The 18254-nt window shown below is 60.1% G+C and carries 13 protein-coding genes; 6 read left to right on the top strand and 7 right to left on the bottom strand.

Annotation, left to right across the window (positions count from 1 at the left end; all coding sequences use genetic code 11):
- Positions 1–1160: 1160 nt before the first annotated feature.
- Entirely contained in the window at positions 1161–2531 is a 1371-nt protein-coding gene (pmbA, locus tag FH08_RS0138775; protein ID WP_031363497.1) for a metalloprotease PmbA, read from the top strand.
- A 120-nt stretch (positions 2532–2651) separates the two neighbouring features.
- Here the strand turns inward: pmbA and FH08_RS0138770 are convergent, their stop codons facing one another.
- The 3 genes from FH08_RS0138770 to FH08_RS0138760 form a co-directional block, all read right to left on the bottom strand.
- Complete coding sequence (locus tag FH08_RS0138770; protein ID WP_031363496.1) at positions 2652–3152, bottom strand: dihydrofolate reductase; 501 nt, start codon at positions 3150–3152, stop codon at positions 2652–2654.
- Between the two features lie 98 nt (positions 3153–3250).
- Complete coding sequence (locus tag FH08_RS0138765; protein WP_419178045.1) at positions 3251–4807, bottom strand: sigma 54-interacting transcriptional regulator; 1557 nt, start codon at positions 4805–4807, stop codon at positions 3251–3253.
- A 260-nt stretch (positions 4808–5067) separates the two neighbouring features.
- A complete protein-coding gene (locus FH08_RS0138760) occupies positions 5068–5448 on the bottom strand; it encodes a hypothetical protein (RefSeq protein ID WP_152603029.1) in 381 nt (126 codons plus the stop codon).
- A gap of 664 nt (positions 5449–6112) precedes the next feature.
- Between FH08_RS0138760 and FH08_RS0138755 the strand changes: the two genes are divergently transcribed.
- Both FH08_RS0138755 and FH08_RS0138750 read left to right on the top strand, forming a co-directional pair.
- Positions 6113–7489: a sigma-54 dependent transcriptional regulator gene (locus FH08_RS0138755; RefSeq protein ID WP_031363493.1), complete on the top strand. Its 1377-nt coding sequence runs from the start codon at positions 6113–6115 to the stop codon at positions 7487–7489.
- Between the two features lie 321 nt (positions 7490–7810).
- On the top strand, positions 7811–8644 hold the full coding sequence (locus FH08_RS0138750; RefSeq protein ID WP_031363492.1) for a thymidylate synthase: 834 nt from the start codon (positions 7811–7813) through the stop codon (positions 8642–8644).
- Between the two features lie 69 nt (positions 8645–8713).
- On the opposite strand, the gene FH08_RS0138745 is transcribed toward FH08_RS0138750, so the two are convergent.
- Positions 8714–10702: an alkyl/aryl-sulfatase gene (locus FH08_RS0138745; protein ID WP_081889718.1), complete on the bottom strand. Its 1989-nt coding sequence runs from the start codon at positions 10700–10702 to the stop codon at positions 8714–8716.
- 360 nt (positions 10703–11062) lie between these two features.
- Complete coding sequence (locus FH08_RS0138740) at positions 11063–11851, bottom strand: ArsR/SmtB family transcription factor (RefSeq protein ID WP_031363490.1); 789 nt, start codon at positions 11849–11851, stop codon at positions 11063–11065.
- A 161-nt stretch (positions 11852–12012) separates the two neighbouring features.
- On the opposite strand from FH08_RS0138740, the gene FH08_RS53070 reads away from it, so the two are divergent.
- From FH08_RS53070 to FH08_RS49810, 3 genes are all read left to right on the top strand, one after another.
- Positions 12013–12156 carry a hypothetical protein gene (locus tag FH08_RS53070; protein WP_200878854.1) on the top strand — a complete coding sequence of 48 codons (144 nt, stop codon included), beginning with the start codon at positions 12013–12015 and terminating at the stop codon, positions 12154–12156.
- Positions 12157–12283: 127 nt separating this feature from the next.
- Positions 12284–12811: an acyl-CoA thioesterase gene (locus FH08_RS0138730; RefSeq protein WP_031363489.1), complete on the top strand. Its 528-nt coding sequence runs from the start codon at positions 12284–12286 to the stop codon at positions 12809–12811.
- A gap of 307 nt (positions 12812–13118) precedes the next feature.
- On the top strand, positions 13119–14672 hold the full coding sequence (locus FH08_RS49810; RefSeq protein WP_051888872.1) for a class I SAM-dependent methyltransferase: 1554 nt from the start codon (positions 13119–13121) through the stop codon (positions 14670–14672).
- A gap of 69 nt (positions 14673–14741) precedes the next feature.
- Here the strand turns inward: FH08_RS49810 and fumC are convergent, their stop codons facing one another.
- Complete coding sequence (gene fumC, locus FH08_RS0138720; RefSeq protein ID WP_031363487.1) at positions 14742–16136, bottom strand: class II fumarate hydratase; 1395 nt, start codon at positions 16134–16136, stop codon at positions 14742–14744.
- Between the two features lie 59 nt (positions 16137–16195).
- Positions 16196–17959 (bottom strand): phospholipase D family protein, encoded by a 1764-nt coding sequence (locus FH08_RS0138715; RefSeq protein WP_081889717.1) that lies wholly within the window; start codon positions 17957–17959, stop codon positions 16196–16198.
- Positions 17960–18254: the final 295 nt, after the last annotated feature.

Raw genomic sequence — 18254 nt, 5'->3', positions numbered from 1 at the left:
GGTTGCCAGGTTCCTGCGTTAGCGGTCTGATTCAATGCCGGGTTGCTGCTTTCGGCGTTAGTGGTCTGCGTGATTCGGATTTTCTCTTTATCACTGTTAGCCACTGCGCGTGGCGGCGCGTCATTTCTTTGTCCAAAGCGACAAAGAAACGAAGCAAAGAAAACGCTTTCAGAACGAGGGCTCGTAAGTTGACCCAGCGTGCAGTTTCCACGTTTTTGGCACCCCAAAAGCACGGTGCTCGCCAGAACCACCGATGTGTGAACCCCTCTTTCTCCGAACACGGATACCCACACGCTTCGCCACCAGTGACTGAACCTGCCCCCGGTTCACCCCGCGCTATCCGCGGACAACCACCCACCAAATTTGTACGCACGTTGAACCACGTCGCCAACCCTCTTCGAAACGAGGCCGCACGATGGGTAAGGCCGTACCCCCAAAAATAACTGCGCAGATCAAGCAACCAGCCGACCAAGCAATGAAGGACTAAAAGCGCGTGAGGCCGTGCGGGTTTCTTGGCAAGCGTGCTTGCCCGAGAGCGTACGGGGCGAAGCGTGTGCGTGTAAGAATTCGCGAGAAGGAGGGGTTCACACATCCGTGGCTCTGGCGAGCACCGTGCTTTTGGGGTGCCAAAAACGTGGAAACTGCACGCTGGGTCAACTTATGAGCCCTCGTTCTGAAAGCGTTTTCTTTGCTTCGTTTCTTTGTCGCTTTGGACAAAGAAATGACGTGCCGCCACGCACAGTGGCTAATAGTGATAAAGAAAATAGCTCACTCAAGCAGACCGCTAACGCTGAAAGCAGCAACCCGGCATTGACCCCGACCACTAACCCCAGAACCTGGCAACCCGGCATTGACCCCGACCACTAACCCCAGAACCTGGCAACCCGACACTGACCTCGACCGCTACCCCCGGAACCTGGCACCCCGGCACCGACCCCCGACTAACCCCGGAACCTGCAACCAAGCTCCACCCTCGACCCTCAAACCCCGTCCACCGGTGCGAACGAACAAACCCGTGCCGGACTTGCTATCATCGTGCGATGGTCGCAAACCGGTCACACAGCCGCATTCAAGTGCACAGCGGGCGCTAACCCTTCCCGTCGCCACGACCAACAACGTGAACACGCTCGACCCGTCGAGCACCCACAGGCAGACATAAAATGGCAGCAGACATGGACGTCAGGCAACGCTTTTTCCCGCACACCCAGGACGAGCTGAAGGAAATAGCGTCCGACATCCTGCGGCATGCAAAGGAGCTCGGCGCCACCGATTCCGCCACCGAGATCTCCGAAGGCGACGGCCTCTCAGTCAGCGTGCGCCGCGGCGAAGTCGAAACCATCGAGCACAATCGCGACAAAATGGTCGGCGTGACGGTGTTTATCGGCAATAAACGCGGCAATGCCAGTACCTCGGACTTCACGCGCGCAGCGCTGAAAGACACGGTCGCCGCCGCCTACAACATCGCGCGTTTCACAGCCGAAGACAGCGCCGCAGGACTCGCCGAAGAAGATCTGCTCGAAAAAGCCCCGCAGGATCTCGATCTCTACCACCCGTGGGACATCGACGCTGAAGAAGCCGCCGATCTCGCCCGTCGAGCCGAGGACGCCGCGTTCGCAGTCGATAAACGCATCCAGAACTCCGAAGGCGCAAGCGTCTCGGCGCAGCACTCGCAGTTCGTGCTGGCTACATCGCGCGGGTTCATGGGCGGTTATCCGTTCTCGCGCCATTACGTGGCGTGTGCGCCTATCGCGGGGTCCGGCCGCGACATGCAACGCGACGACTGGTATACATCGAAACGCAACGCAGCCGATCTCGCCGAACCGGAAGCCATCGGCCGCTACGCCGCGCATCGCGCGCTCGCCCGCATGGGCGCACGCGGGCTGGATACCCGCAAATGCCGCGTGATGTTCGAAGCGCCGCTGGCGGCCGGCATCCTGGGTGCTTTCGTGCAAGCGGTGAGTGGCGGCGCGCTATATAGAAAGACCACATTTCTCGTCGACAGCCTCGGCAAACCGGTGTTCGCGCCGCATATCCAGGTGCTGGAGGACCCGCACGTGAAGGGCGGCATGGGCAGTGCGCCTTTCGATGAAGAAGGCGTGCGCACGCAACGCCGCAACGTCGTGGAAGACGGCGTGGTGCAAGGCTATTTCCTGTCGACGTACTCGGCTCGCAAGCTCGGCATGAAAACGACGGGCAACGCGGGCGGCTCGCATAATCTGTCGCTGCGCAGCTCGCTCACCAAGCCCAGCGATGACTTCGAGGAAATGCTCAGGAAGCTGGGCACGGGCCTGCTGCTGACGGAACTGATGGGGCAGGGCGTGAACTACGTCACCGGCGACTATTCGCGCGGCGCATCCGGCTTCTGGGTGGAGAACGGCAAGATCCAGTACCCGGTTGAAGAGATCACGGTGGCCAGCACGCTGCAGGAGATGTTCCGGCACATCGAGGCTATTGGCGCGGATACGGTCGTGCGCGGCAACAAGGAGATCGGCTCCGTGCTGATTGAGAAGATGACGATCGCGGGACAGTAAAAGAATCTGGGGAAGTGAAAAAGCCCGGAACGGCGCTAACCGTTCCGGGCTTTTTCAATGGAAAACCGCGATGGACTAAGCGACTGACCCGCTAGCCGACCAAGCGCCCGGAATTCCAGGCTAAGCCGTGCGCCGCTCGTAAATCACGAACGAATAATCGAAATCATTCGGCGCTGCCGCGTGATGCGTCTCCCGCGAGACCTCTTTCCAGACGGCTGCGTCGGGTGCATCGAGGGAAATGTCGCCGGGGAAATCGGCATCGATCTCGGTCAGGATCAGCTTGTGCGCGAGCGGCCAGCCTTCGCGAAACAACTCGGCGCCACCGATCAGGAATACCTCACCGGCGTCGTCGTGAACAGCCAGTTCCAGCGCATCGGTAAGCCCGCTCACCGTATCGCAGCCTTCGAAGCGGCGCTGGGCATCGCGCGACACGACTATATTGCGCCGTCCCGGCAACACCCGTCCGATGGACTCATGCGTCTTGCGTCCCATCACGATAGGCGCGCCCATCGTCGTGCGTTTGAAGAATGCGAGGTCTTCGGGCAAGCGCCAGGGCAATTGGTTGTTGCGCCCGATCACGCCATTACGCGCGCGGGCGACGATCAGGGTCAGCGTCGTCATGGTGGGGATATCCGTATCCGGCTTCGAGACAAATCAAGCCGCAGATTCTACCCGACGACCAACGACCAACGCCTAACGCCCCAACGCCGCGAGGTTTCTCACCCCGCGTCCGCGCCATTTCCCATCGATGCGCCGCGCAGTCCATGCTGGACCATCAGCCTGTACAACGTCACCCGCGAAATCCCCAATTCCGCCGCGGCCTCGCTGAGCTTGTGCCGATGCCGCAGCAACGTCAGCTCGATCGCGCGCTTCTCGGCGGCGTCGCGAGCAGCGGCCAGCGTGGTCGATTCAATGCCCGTGCAGTGACCAAGCCCGAGATCGTCGGCGGTGATCAGCTTGTTCTCCGCCATCACGATCGCGCGCCGCACGCGGTTGATCATCTCGCGGACGTTGCCGGTCCAGGCGTAGCTGTACATCGCTTCGATCGCCGATGGCGCAAAGCCGATGATCTTGCGTCTGCCGTCGCTCCTGAACTTGTGCAGCACGTGCAGCGCGAGAATTTCGATGTCCTTGCCGCGCATTCGCAGCGGCGGTTCGTCCACGCGCAGCACACACAGCCGATGGAACAGATCGGTACGAAACCGGCCACTGGCCATGGCGGCTTCCAGGTCGATGTGGGTCGCGGAAATGATGCGGACGTTGACGGCGACAGGGTCGCGCCCACCCAACCGGTCGATCTTGCGTTCCTCCAGGAACCGCAGAAGGTGCACCTGGCTGTCGAGCGGCAGGTCGCCGATTTCATCGAGGAAGAGCGTGCCGCCGTCGGCTTCTTCCACCCGGCCGATCTTGCGCTGGTTCGCGCCCGTGAACGCACCGCGCTCGTAGCCGAACAGTTCGGACTGGATCAGTTGATTGTCTATCGCGCCGCAATTGATCGCGACGAATGGACCCTTGCGGCGCGGCGAGCGTTCGTGGATCGCCACGGCCGTCAATTCCTTGCCGGTCCCCGATTCGCCGGTGATGAACACGTTGGCGTCGGTGTTCGCGACTTTGCGGATGGTGCGAAAGAGCTGCTGCATGGCCTCGCAGGTGCCGACCATCTGCTCGTCGCCGAACACGATCGGGGTCTCGGCCAGGTCGATGTCGCCGAGGCTCACCATGCCGTACGCGTGATCGACGAGGTAACCGATAGTCGAGTTCGAGAACGGCCCCTTCACGAAGTCGAAGCAGAAGTGCCGGATCAAGTGGCAGACGACCGGGTCCGCGAGCCGGTTGTCGTCAGTGAGGGCGATCCAGCCGGCCCGCTGATGCCGCAGCGCAGGTTCGAGCGCGGCGAGCTCGCGCGCCGAAAAGCTGGTCATATCGACAATGCCCGCTACCGGCGTGTCGGTTTTCAGCACGTTGGCCTGGGTGGCGAGCGTCCCCGCCGATACCTTCCAGCCAAGGCCCTTCAAATACGCGACCAGCGCCTGATCCGGCTCCTGGGCAATGTAAAGAAGGTTGCGCACGGCTGATGCCGCGTGGGGCGTCGGAACGATCGGGAGGCTTGACACACCGGCGCGATCAGCTGTGATCGAGTCGACAGTGGGGCTGGCGCCCATCGGGGGTAATGGCGTCGGTGCGTTTTTACCCGACACGGGTACGGAGATGGGGGCGGATTCGAGCACAAGCGATCTCCTTTTTGCAACAGGCGCAAGCGGTGTCCTGGCGGACATAGCTGTGCAGCGCGCTGTCGACCCATGTAGCCGTCGAGCGGGACGCTGCTTGAATCCCGGATAAGCCCCACTGCCTTCCTCGCGCGATTGCGCGGCTGCCGCGTGGCGCGCAATGACGCGGCACCGCTACTCTCGCTACTCGTTGGGCAATATGCAAGTGTCCTACTGTCCGACGTGTCGTTCAAATCCTGTTATCTGCGTTGTTGCGTAGCTGCATCGCGCTTCAGCCAACCTGCTCGGCACTGGTTCGCAATTCCCGGCTACGGCGTCCTCTGGGTTCCGGCGCTCGCGACGTCCCCCGGTGCGGAGCGCGTGGCTGCATCGACGGGAATGGGAGCACGCACTGGCGGCGCGACCTCATCCCAAAGCGTGACGTTGGTCGTGTGCGCGGCGACGGGCGACTCCTCCCTCGTCGCCGTGACTTTTTCAAGCGCGGTGTCGGCCCGCACCGGGAGCGGTGCCGACGCAATGGGTTGAACCGATGCGGGCTGTTCCGTTTCCATTGCAGGATTAACAATAATGTGCTCGTTCGATGCTGCTTCGCCAGCGCCGGCGCTTCCAATTTTTCTTTCGATAAAAATGGCTGGCGGATTTTGCCTGGTCGCGGATGTTTCATATTCGGACACTACTGGCCGAGACATGGGCTGGATCACCCGATCATCATTTGCGGTATTTTGCGCGCAAACGTTGGCGGCTGAGCTGCTCAGTACGAACCACGCAGCACTAATGACGGCAACCTTAAGTCGGGTCGCAGTATTTTCTCGTTTGTCGACGTAGCCGGTGCTTTCCATGGCGGTCTCCTGATTCATTAGCATTTAGCGAAACATATGCCATGACACGCATTGCGGTGCGGGCATTGGGTCGGCGGCAAGCCAACTGAAAAATAGAATCAGAAAACAGACGAAAACGTTTCACGATTGAAACGATAGAGGGTTAACGGCCATTTTTATCAGAAATTGCGTAAATGTTATTGTCTTATTTAAACTATTTGCAAACTGCTTATTAAAACCGTGCCTCGTTGTTGAAATGCACAGTAACCCTGCTTCAGGAGGGGTTCGCGGGCATTGTTGCGGATATTTGTTTTCGAAGTATTGGCTTTATAGTAGTCTCTCAAAAACAGCATCTGAAACAAAACAGGTTCGCATAGAACCACGCGACAGTACTCGTCGCTTCCGGGGTTTCACCGTTTGCAGTTTCCCGAATGACCGTTCGCTTGGGGCATGCGAGTCTTCGACGTCTGCAGCGTGGTTGAGGGCAATTACCGGCGCGACCTTTTCAACGACCGTTGACGAAAGGATCAGAACAATGGAAGTCGCTCGGCGGCAACTAATCTACGTGACTCGTGACCCGAGCGCGCCGTTGTGCGCTCGGTTTGAGGAGAGGGGCTGGCACATAGAGGTGGTATCGAACGCAAAGGACGCACGCAGGTGGCTTCGTAACGACTTGGCAACCGGCGGCTTGCTGGATCTGTCAAGCACCTTTGAAGCACACGAACTCGCGGCGCTCGAAGCATCGCTGACGCTGACCAATGTCGGCTGGGTTGCGGCCACCGTCACGGGGCAGCTCGAAGACGCAGCCGTGCGCCGGCTGATTCGCGACTACTGCTTCGACTACGTCACCTTACCCACATCGAATGATCGGGTTGTAGATGCGGTCGGCCATGCGTATGGCATGGTGGCGCTGCACGAGAACGCGTCGAACGACGCGCGAGACGGCCGCGCCGAAGGCGAGATGGTCGGTTCGTGCGACGCCATGCTTGCGCTGTTCCGCTCAATCCGCAAGGTCGCCATGACCGACGCGCCCGTGTTCATCTCGGGTGAATCGGGCACAGGCAAAGAACTCACTGCAGTCGCCATTCACGAGCGTTCGGTGCGGCGGGAGCAGCCGTTCGTCGCCATCAATTGCGGCGCGATTCCCGCTCACCTGTTGCAATCGGAATTGTTCGGCTATGAGCGCGGTGCGTTTACCGGCGCGAATCAACGCAAGATCGGCCGCGTGGAAGCGGCTAACGGCGGCACGCTGTTCCTCGATGAAATCGGCGACTTGCCCCTCGAAAGCCAGGCAAGCCTGTTGCGTTTCCTGCAGGAGCGCAAGGTTGAACGGCTTGGCGGACATGGATCGACCCCGGTGGATGTGCGCATCATTTCGGCCACCCACGTGGATATGCAGACGGCCATGATCGAAGGGCGGTTCCGTGCCGACCTGTATCACCGTCTGTGCGTGCTGCAAATCGATGAACCGCCGCTGCGCGCGCGTGGCAAGGACATCGAATTGCTCGCGAAGCACATGCTCGATCGCTTCAAGAAGGACGCGAGCCGGCGTCTGCGCGGTTTCGCGCCCGATGCCATTGCCGCTATCCATAACTATGGCTGGCCGGGTAATGTGCGCGAGCTGATCAATCGCGTGCGCCGCGCCATCGTGATGTCGGAAGGGCGCCAGATCAGTGCGCGTGATCTCGAGCTCGGCGAGTATGTCGAAGTGGCGCCGGTGTCGCTGGCGCAGGCACGGGAGGCTGCGGAACGGCAGGCTATCGAACTCGCTTTGCTGCGTCATCGCGGCCGTCTTGGCGACGCCGCGCAGGAACTCGGCATTTCGCGAGTGACGCTGTACCGCCTCCTGAGCGCGCATGGCATGCGGCACATTGAAGTCGATGCACCGACGGAGCACGTTACTCGCGGCTAAGGGCCGCGTGTGGCGGCCGGCCGTCGGACGTCAAGGCCTCTCTCTGTTTGGTTTATTCAATCGCGGCGTTCACTGGAACGCCGCGATTGCTCGCGTTTGTCCCTTGCATTTGTCCCTCACATTTGTCCCTCACACGACGCCTTTGCTCGTCGCCCTCCGGCGCTTGGTAAAATCATGGTTAGATTTTTTCGGCGGCTGCGTTTCCCCGATTTCCCGCGTTTTCCATGGCTAGAGGAATCTGGCGCGAGCGTGCGCCGCAGGCCCGCGGAAATGTTCTGCCAGAATAGCGGCACGTCCTCTTTATACGAACGACCCATCCTCATGATCCAGTACCAAGAACTGCTCAAAGACATTCTCGAACGCGGCGCTCGCAAGATGGACCGGACCGGTACCGGGACGATCAGCACGTTTGGCCGTCAATTGCGTTTCGATCTGGCGGAAGGGTTTCCAATCGTCACGACCAAGCGCATCCATATGAAGAGCGTGGTCTACGAGCTGCTGTGGTTCCTGAACGGTGATACGAACATCAAGTATCTGAACGACAACGGCGTGACCATCTGGGACGAATGGGCCGATGAAAACGGCAATCTCGGTCCGGTGTACGGCCATCAATGGCGCTTCTGGCCAAAGAGCGATGGCACGATGGTCGATCAGGTGAGCGCGCTCGTGCATCAGATCAAGACGCGGCCCAACTCACGGCGGTTGATGCTGACGGCCTTGAACGTGGCTGACTTCCCGGACGAGTCCATGTCGCCGGTCGATAACGCCCGTGCCGGAAGGATGGCGCTGGCGCCGTGCCATTGCCTCGCGCAGTTCTACGTGAACGAAGGCAAGCTGAGCTGCCTGCTGTATTGCCGCAGTCAGGACGTGTTCCTCGGCACGCCGTTCAATATTGCGAGTTATGCGTTGCTCACGCACATGCTTGCTCAGCAATGCGATCTGGAGGTGGGAGAGTTAGTCTGGACCGGCGGCGATTGCCATATTTACCTGAACCATCTGGAGCAGGTGGATCTGCAATTGAGCCGTGAGCCTTATCCGCTGCCGAAGCTCGAACTGGCGAGAAAGCCCGCGTCAATCTTCGATTACCAATACGAAGACTTCGTGATCGAAGGGTATCAATATCATCCGGGCATCAAGGCGCCCATCGCGGTTTAGATCGGCTTTGCGCGGGGCGTTGCGCGTCCTGGCTCCGAATGTCCGGAACCAGGACGCGCATGTCAAACATCAAGGCGTAACGATGTTGAACATCGGGTCGAAGCGGTCGAGCATACTGAACAGCTCAACCACCTTCTGACTGTTGCCGCTGACCTTGCCCGCGTCAGATTGCTGTTGCTGGCCGCCCATCAACAGCCTGGCGAAATCCCCCTTGCTCATGCTGAGCGTAGCGTCGGGGTTCGCCAGCGTGACGCCCTCGGTGTAGATCAGCACCGAATTGCGCAACTCGATACCGTACTTCGTGCCGTCGCCGAGATCCCAGTTGATGACTGTGTGCTTGCCGTCCGCCTTCGGACCGTTGAGCCGGATGCCCATGAAATCAAGCAGCAAATCGGGGCTCATTGCAGCAATTGCGTCAGGCGTCGCCGTGTTGACCCCCTTCACCTTCGGTACACCATTGCGCAGTTCGAACGCGCCCATGAGGTACTCATTGCGCCAGGTCGGGTTCTCGGTCTGATAACCCAACTGCTCGAGCGCGTCCGCCTCCAGATCGCGCGCCGCCTTGTTCGATGGATCCGCGAACACGACCTTGTTCATCACGGTCGCCACCCACCGGTAATCGCCCTTGTCGAATGATTGCTTTGCCTTCGTCATCACAGCGTCAGCGCCGCCCATGAACTCCACGAAGCGCTTTGATTCCTCTTCTGGCGGATACGGATGCAGGTTGGCCGGGTTCGAGTCATACCAGCCGAGATAACGCTGGTAGACCGCCTTCGCATCGTGATTAACCGAGCCGTAATAGCCGCGGTTGTACCACTTCTTGCCGATGCCGTCGGGCAACTGAATCTGCTCGGCGATCTCGGTCATCGTGTAGCCGGAGTTGGCAAGCCGCAAAGATTGATCGTGGAGGTACTTGAACATGTCGCGCTGATCCGCCATGTAGCCCACGATTTTCTGCTGACCCCAGGTCGGCCAGTGATGCTGCGCAATCACCACGTCCGTGCGGTCGCCGTAGCGAAGGATCGCTTCGTTGAGCGTTTTCCACCAATTGGCTGCATCGCGCACTTGCGCGCCGCGCAGCGTGTACAGGTTGTGTAGCGTGTGAGTGGTGTCCTCGGCGGTATCCAGCACCTTGAACTGCGGCATGTAGATCAGCATCTCAGACGGCGCTTCCGTGCCGGGAGCCATCTGAAACTCGAACTGGACACCGTCGATAGTACGTGTATCGCCGGTCTTCTCCACTGTGTCGCTAGGGGGAATCAGGCCGAGATTGCCCGCTGACGTGGTCTTGCCAAGGCCCGCGTCGACCTGGCCGCGCGCGCTGGGCGGCAGCAGTGCGCCGTATTGGTATAGCGAGCGGCGGCCCATGGCGTTGCCGGCGAAGATGTTCTCGGCCACGGCTTCCTGCAGGAAACCGGCGGGCGCGAGTACCTTGACCTTGCCGCTCTTGACGTCGGCTTCGTCGATCACACCTCTCACGCCGCCGTAATGGTCCGCGTGGCTGTGCGTGTAGATCACGGCGACCACCGGCTTCTTCGGCCGGTGCTGGAAGTAGAGGTCCAGCGCTTCCCGGGCGGCTTCGCGTGTCACCAGCACGTCGATCAGGATGATGCCCGTATCGCCTTCAACAATCGTCATGTTGGCGAGATCGAGTCCTCGCACCTGATACACCCGATCCGTCACTTTGAAGAGACCGTTGATCATGTTCAACTGCGCGATGCGCCACAGGCTCGGATTGACGGTGTCCGGCGCCTCGCCTTTGAGGAAGCTGTATTTGTTCAGGTCCCAGCTCGTGCGGCCGTCGTCTGCCTTGAACGTGCCGCTCGCGATGGTGCCCATGAAGCCGCGCTGCGCGTCGTCGAAATCGGTTTTATCGGCGAAGGGGAGTTGCTGGTAGACCGCCAGGTTGTCTTGCCGGGTGATGGCCGTAGCGTCCTTGGCGGGCGTGACGGACGTGAGGGACTTGACGGCTGCTTGCTGCGCGAGCGCGAAGGGCGTGGCAAGCAAGCTGAGAGCCGCGAGCGCGGTAAGCGTGAGCCGGTGCGGCGTTGCGATCATTATTATCTCCGTTGATAGGCCGTGGTTTTTGCGTTGTTCATGCCTGATTCGATGCAAGGCGCGGTACGGGCTTTGTGAAGAACTCCGTTACTACGCTTTTCTTTGATTCAGGTCATTTAATTCAATAAATTTTGTATTCCTAATAATGTTGATTTGGAGTATCTCGTTGTGGTTCGACAAGCGGGTTGAGCTCGCCCCTTAAACACGGAAGCGAGCCAAAAACTTTACAGGTGAACCGATTTTGTAAGTGTCATATTTCGTCGGCACGCAGCCATAGCCATTCCGACTGGACGTTCAGTCGGAACGGCTGTGGCTGTGTGGTTTGCGCAGTGCTATCCCGCTTTATGCCCGTGCATACCGCTACACGCCGCTAAGTACGGCGGCGAAATGCCGCTCGCCGGCGGGGGTGACCCGCATGACTCGTCGCTTGGCTGTTGTTTCAACCCAGCCGTGTTCTGTGCAGGCATCGAGAAATGCCGCGCCCAGCGCGCCGCCCAGATGCGGCCGGCGTTCGCTCCAGTCGATGCACGTGCAGGCGAACCGCCGGCGCCGTGCTTTCTGCGCCGTGAGATCAATACCGAGCCGCGAGAATTCATCGATTCCTTGCGGCGTTGCATCGAGCGCGGTGGGACCGGGCCGCTTCGAGCCGGCCGGCTCACCGTCTTGCGGGCCTTGCCCGCCCGGCACGACTTCCAGCCACTTCGATGTCAGCATGCGGTCGAACAACCGCACAGCCAGTTCGCCCGCGAGATGGTCGTAACAAGTCCGCGCATAGCGCATGTCGAGCGGCACGGCAGACGCCGGCCGCGGCGGCGGCCGATGCGCCTGCGCCGCTTCGCGCAGCGGCGCGCTGGCTTGCGCCAGATTAGCCAGCGCTTCAATTGCCATCGCGATATCGGGTGTTGCAATGCGGTAATACCGGTGCCGCCCGCTCACTTCGAGCGCCAGCAAGCCGCTCTCGACGAGCCGGGTGAAATGCCCGCTGGCGGCGGACGGCGAGATGCCGGCGATCATCGTGAGTTCGCCGGCAGGGCGGGCCGTGCCGTCCATCAGCGACCACAGCATGGCGGCGCGGCCGGGATCCGCCAGCAGGGCGCCTATGCGTGATAAACCGGGAAACGGGCGTGCATCGTCGTGATCGAGGGTCATCGCAGCCTCCTTGGATTAACTCTACTTTAGCCGCTTCGCGCACTCGATGTTTCATCGAAACCTGAAGTATTGATGCAAGGCCGGAACGGATCATGAGCGCTGCCTGACCCCCGCGCTAGAATGATGTCTCGCGTTGGGCGAAGGGTGTGCAGGAGACTCTCATGGTAAAAATTTTGATAGCGACGCTGCTCGTGGCGGCGTGTGCGGGTTGTGCGGGAGCGTCGGGCGGGTCGTCGTCAGCAGACGGGTCGAGCGGCATCACCATGTACGGGGTGATCGACCAAGGCATTTCCGTGCGCAAATAAGTGGCAAATAAGGGCTGGAGCGCGTCGAAGCGGGCGGCGAGCGTTTTTTTGAGACTCGTTTTTGAGACTCGTATAATTCGACAACTCCACTGATCAGGCAGGCCCCTTGGGTTTGCTCTATATCTACATGAATACTGCAGCGCCCGTTCCCCCATCCTCCGATGCCCCGATCACCGACCGGTCCGAAACCACGTTCCGTTTTCTAGCCGAACCGACCTCCGTCAATTTCGGCGGCAAGGTTCACGGCGGCGCGCTGATGAAGTGGATGGACGAGACGGCCTACGCGTGCGCCGCCGTCTGGTCCGGGCGCTATTGCGTAACGGTCAGCGTGGGCAATATCCGTTTTCGCCGGCCGATCCTGGTGGGCAACCTCGTCGAATTGCGCGCGCGTGTAGTGGCGACGGGGCGCACGAGCATGCATTTGCATATCTCGGTGCACGCAGGCGATCCGAAAAGCGGCGTGCTGCAACAGACCACGGATTGCCTGATGGTGTTCGTCGCCGTCGATGAGCAAGGCAAGCCCGTGCCAGTTCCTTCATTCGTGCCGGTGACGGATGAGCAAAAGCGGTTGGCGAAATATGCGATGGACGTCAAGGACTCGTTGGACGCGATCGTGGAATTGAAGCCGGAAGAAGTGGCGGCAGGGAAGGTTTAAAAGCGGCAAAGCGCGCTGGCGGGAAGATCTGCCGGCGCAGCGCGCCTTAGCTCAATTACGGTCTTACTAATATCCAGATGATTAGTATCACTACAAAATTTTAATGAACCTTCGCGGCCGCGAGTGGCGCAAAAACCTGTGCGCGGCCGCTGGACCGACTGACGCATGGTGTTATGGCAATAAATAAATAAAACAAATAAGACGTTTCTCATTCATGAATGGTTGCGTTATCGGCATAGTTCGGCGCTGCGCGAAATACCGCCGAGCGGCCAATACGCAAATACCCAACATGAAATGAGGAAACACCATGACCTGGACGGCCGGCTACAACAATTCGGTTGCCTATACGACCGGCTACTATCACGAACAGAGTCCGACTTTCCTGAATGCCTGCCTGGCGATGCAGCGCGTATCGCCACCGTCGCTCGAAAAATTCACCTATTGCGAGCTCGGGTTTGGCCAAGGCCTGACGTCCTTGATTCTTGCGGCGACGCATCCGAACGGCAACTTCTACGCGTGCGATTTCAACCCGTTGCACGTACTCGGTGCTACCTCGATACGCGACGAAGCCCGCCTGTCGAATCTCACTTTGCTGGAGAACAGCTTCGGCGATCTCGCGGAAGGAAAGGTCGAACTCCCCTTGTTCGACTACATCACCCTGCACGGCATCATCTCGTGGATATCCGATGAAACCCGCGCGCAGATCATGAGATTCCTCACGCGTTATTTGAAACCGGGCGGTGTCGTCCAGGTGAGCTACAACGCGATGGTAGGTTGCGCGCAGGTGCTGCCGCTGCAACGCTTGCTGATGTTGGGCGCCGGGGAAGGAGGCGACGCGTGGAAGAAGGCTTCCGAACTCGCCAGGAAGATGGTGAATCTCGAAGCGTTGCACTTCAAGCGCAACCCGGATTCCCTGGGTCGGGTCGAGGGTTTCGGCAACCTGGACGAGCGTTACCTCGTCCATGAGTATCTGCACGAGAAATGGACGCCGTTTTACTTCGCCGACATTGCGCGCGAAATGGCCGAAGCGAAGCTCAGTTTCGCCGGCAGCGCGCGTTTCGCTCATATGTCACCGGTGGCATGGCTGGCGGATGAGCAGCGGCAGATGCTGGAGGCGGTCACCGATCCTATCGAAGCTGAAGAGCTTCGCGATTACTTCGCGAACCGCGGGTTCCGCTCGGACATCTTCGTGCGCGGAAAAGCGCCTCTGAGTGACCTGCGCCTGCGCGAACAGGCCGGACACATCCATTTGTGGGGTAATTCGGCCGTCCCATACAAAACGGCGGTGACCCTGGAACACGCCACGCTCACGCGCAGCGACGCCTTCCACAAACCGCTGTTTGATCTGTTGCACGGCGCGGAAATGACGCTGGCACAGGTATTCGATGCGCCCGAGTTCGCCGGACTAACGCCCGACGCTATCTTGAAGCTGCTGCGTGTGTCGATAGCCGTAGGCGAAACAATGGTGCGCTATGGCGCGGTGCAGCCGCGAGAGACGGCTGACCGGCTGAATGCCGTGTTGCTGGCGAGGGCGGAACAGGGGGAGGCTTCGGGAGCGCTGGCGTCACCCCGGCTGGGCGGAGGTGCGGGTATCAGCGCACTGGATGGGATGATGCTCGCGGCGTTGCATACGAAGGCCGATCCGGTCAAAGCGCTCGCGAGGGATATCGACGAATTGGTCGCACGTGTTTCACGCTCGCTGGTTGCGACCGGACTCAGGCTACAAGTTGGAGGTGCCGAGGTGCCCCCCGAAGAGACCACGATGCGCCTACGTCATATCTTTGAGGATTCAGGCAAGAAACTCATTGCGCACTCGATCGAGCTCGGCTTCCTGAACGCGCAAAAAACATCTGCGCGGTAACCAGGACGATAAGCAGACGCAGCGGTTGATAAGCGATAAACCCATCAACCGCTGTTTCTCATGCTGACGTTATTTCTTGCCCACCATGTCTTCCGGTTTCACCCATTCGTCGAATTCGGCTTCGGTCACAAACCCAAGCGCCAGCGCGGACGCTTTCAGCGTCGTGCCTTCCTTGTGGGCCTTCTTCGCAATCCTCGCGGCCTTGTCATAGCCGATATGCGGATTCAGCGCCGTAACGAGCATCAGCGATTCGTTCAGCAAGCTATCGATACGTGACTCGTTCGCCTCGATCCCGTCCGCGCAGTTGTCGTTGAAACTTTGCGCGCCGTCGGCCAGCAGCCGAACCGATTGCAGCACGTTGTGCGCGATCATCGGGCGGAACACGTTGAGCTCGAAATTGCCGCTCGCGCCACCAATATTCACCGCCACGTCATTCCCAAACACCTGGCAGCACAGCATGGTGACGGCTTCGGACTGGGTCGGATTGACCTTGCCCGGCATGATCGAGCTGCCCGGTTCGTTTTCCGGGATAGACAACTCTCCCAGCCCGCACCGCGGTCCGCTCGAGAGCCAGCGGATGTCGTTGGCGATCTTCATCAAACCCGCCGCGATGGTTTTCAGCGCGCCATGCGCGAACACGAGGGCGTCGGCGGCGGCCATGACTTCGAATTTGTTCGGCGCGGTTTCGAACGGCAAGCCGGTCAGCTTGCTAATCACGGCGGCCACCTTCACGGCAAACTCGGGATGCGCATTCAAACCCGTGCCAACCGCCGTGCCGCCCAACGCCAGCTGATAGAGATGCGGCAGGGTCGATTCAACGTGCCGGATGCCTTGATCGAGCTGAGCGACATAACCCGAGAACTCTTGTCCCAGCGTAAGCGGCGTCGCGTCCTGCAAATGCGTGCGGCCGATTTTCACGATTCGATCAAATGCCTTCGATTTTCTATCGAGCGTATCGCGCAAGGTTTTGAGCGCAGGCACGAGATGCTTCGTGATGGCGACCGCGGCGGCAATGTGCATCGCGGTCGGGAACACGTCGTTCGACGATTGCCCGCGATTCACGTCGTCGTTCGGATGCACCTTGCGCTCTTCGCCGCGCACGCCGCCCATCAACTCGCTTGCGCGGTTTGCAATCACCTCGTTGAGGTTCATGTTGGTCTGCGTGCCGGAACCCGTTTGCCACACGGCGAGCGGGAATTCGTCAGAGTGAATGCCTGCGAGGATCTCGTCGGCAGCCGCAATGATCGCCTGCGCTTTATCGGCGGCGAGCACCTTCAGTTCAGCATTTACTTCCGCCGATGCCCGCTTCACGATCGCGAGCGCATCGATCAGTTCAGGCGATTGTTTCTCGCTCGAAATCTTGAAGTTCTGCAAGGAACGCTGCGTTTGCGCGCCCCAGAGTTTTGCGTTCGGCACGGCGATTTCGCCGAAAGTGTCCTTCTCGAGTCTTACGTCGTCCGTCATGGCTTCATGCTCCTTCGGCTTGTCTCTGTTTCGGGGTGGAATAGGGAAATATCGACATCTCAAAGCTGCGAATCGACGGGCAGCAGCATGAACAGACCCGTCATCACGTTGCGATAAAGGCCCGCTTGCGGGTCGAAATTGTAGGTTCGCACCTGCCCGTCGTCTTCGGTGGTCCAGACGAGCGGGGACATCGGCGAGCTGGTGTACTTCAGGCCCGCAAGAACCGCAGGCGAAGCGAGTTCCACACGATACGCCCTCGTCGGCGCAGTGCCGGCATCGAACAATTTTGCTGCTTCGCTGGCAATTTGCGGGTTGTAGATCACCAGCGCGAGTTCCGTGTTGAGCGACGCCGAGCGCGGGTCCAGGTTCATCGACCCAATCACGAGGATACTGCGATCGAGCACATAAGCCTTGGCATGCAGGCTCGCGCGCGATTGCGAGCCGAACAGCCCGGCGCGCGGCCGGCCGTCACCCTCCGCCTGCACTGGCTTGAACTCGTATAACTCTACGCCTGCCTTGAGCATCGGTACGCGATACGGCGCGTAACCCGCCTGTACCGCAACGGCGTCGGTGGCCGCCAGCGAATTGGTCAGCACTTTCACCTTCACGCCGCGCGCCGTGATGGCGGCAAGCGCTTTTACGCCCTCGTCGTGCGGCACGAAGTACGGCGAAATGATGAGGACCTCGCTACGCGCCTGGTTTGCAAGCTCGATCAGGCGCTGCATGGGCGGACTTTTATAGTCCTTGTCGGGATGCTCGATCTTTACCGGTGAATCGGCAACGAACTCCGTGCGCGTCCAGGTCAGGCCCAGCCCATCCTGTGCGATCTGCTGGGCAATCGGCGTCGCGTTGAGTGGCTTGGCGTTCAGCGGATCGGCCTGTTCTTTCCAGTGCTGACGCAGGTCTTCGCGGGTTTTGTCGAGATCGGCGGGATCGAATTTTTGCTTGTTCAGCGCGCGCAGCGGATACGCAATCGAGCTGTTCCAGTATTCGTCGAAACTCGCCGATATCTCTTGCGTCACCGGTCCGGCGGCGAACACATCGAGATCGCGGAATTGCAGGGTCGCGCTCGCGCTGAAGTATTCATCGCCGAGATTGCGGCCGCCCACGATTGCGATCTGGTTGTCCGCGATCATCGCCTTGTTGTGCATCCGGCGGGTGAAATGATCGACGTTCGTGAACAGGTTGCGCGTACGTTCGCCGAAACTCCGGGACGCACTGCCGAACGGATTGAACACGCGGATGTCGATGTTGTCGTGCGAGTTCAGCGCGGCCATGATCTGGTCGATGTCCTTGAAATTCAGGTCATCGACCAGCATACGCACCTTGACTCCACGATCCGCCGCATAAAGCGCCGCGCCGAGCAGCAATTTGCCCGTGTTGTCCTCATTCGCGATGTAGTACTGCATGTCGAGCGTCTTGGTCGCCGCGCGAGCGAGCGCGATGCGGGCCTGCAGCGCCTCTGTGCCGGTGGGAAGCAGACGTACACCGGATTCGCCGGGATGCGCGGCTTCTTTTGGCAGAAGTGCCGAACGCAAGGGGGTGTCGGCGGTGGCTGGAAGCGCGTGGGTAGCGGGGCGGTCGAACGCGGTCGCCGGCGGGCGTGTGGCGCAGGCGCTGAGCGCCAGCGCGGTGAGTGCAGCGGTGGCGAGGGCGAGCCCCCGTGGCAAAAGTGCAATGCGCCGGGTCCGTGCCGGGGAGAGTGGCTCGGACGAAACCTGTCCTGCTCGCGTGCGCTCTGTGCGCCTGCCGGAATGCTGGCCTGGCGCGGCTTGAGATAGTGATGACTGAGATAACTGCCTGCTGCATTCCGACACGTCCATTCCTCTTGTTTTCCCGAGCGATTTTCTGAACTGCTTGCGCTGGTTGCGCGCGCAGCGGCCGTGTGCAGCGCCGGATCTCGCGGGTGTATAGCAAGGATCATGCGTGGTCATTTTATGGGAAATCGGCAACAAACACGGCGGATGGGTCGATTGGCGAAAAAGTGGAGCGGGCAACGAGGCGGTTGCTCGTGCCTTTTCTCGTAGCCTTTCTCACGGCCGGCGTCGGGTGGTTCAACGCGGGATTTGGCAGCGAGACGAACAGCGCTATTGGAGATGTGCGGACGAAAAAAAGCCC

This window comes from Caballeronia sordidicola, assembly GCF_000729995.1.
Lineage (GTDB): Bacteria > Pseudomonadota > Gammaproteobacteria > Burkholderiales > Burkholderiaceae > Caballeronia > Caballeronia sordidicola_A.
The sequence above is the reverse complement of the archived record's forward strand: the minus strand, read 5'-3'. Positions and strand labels throughout refer to the sequence as shown.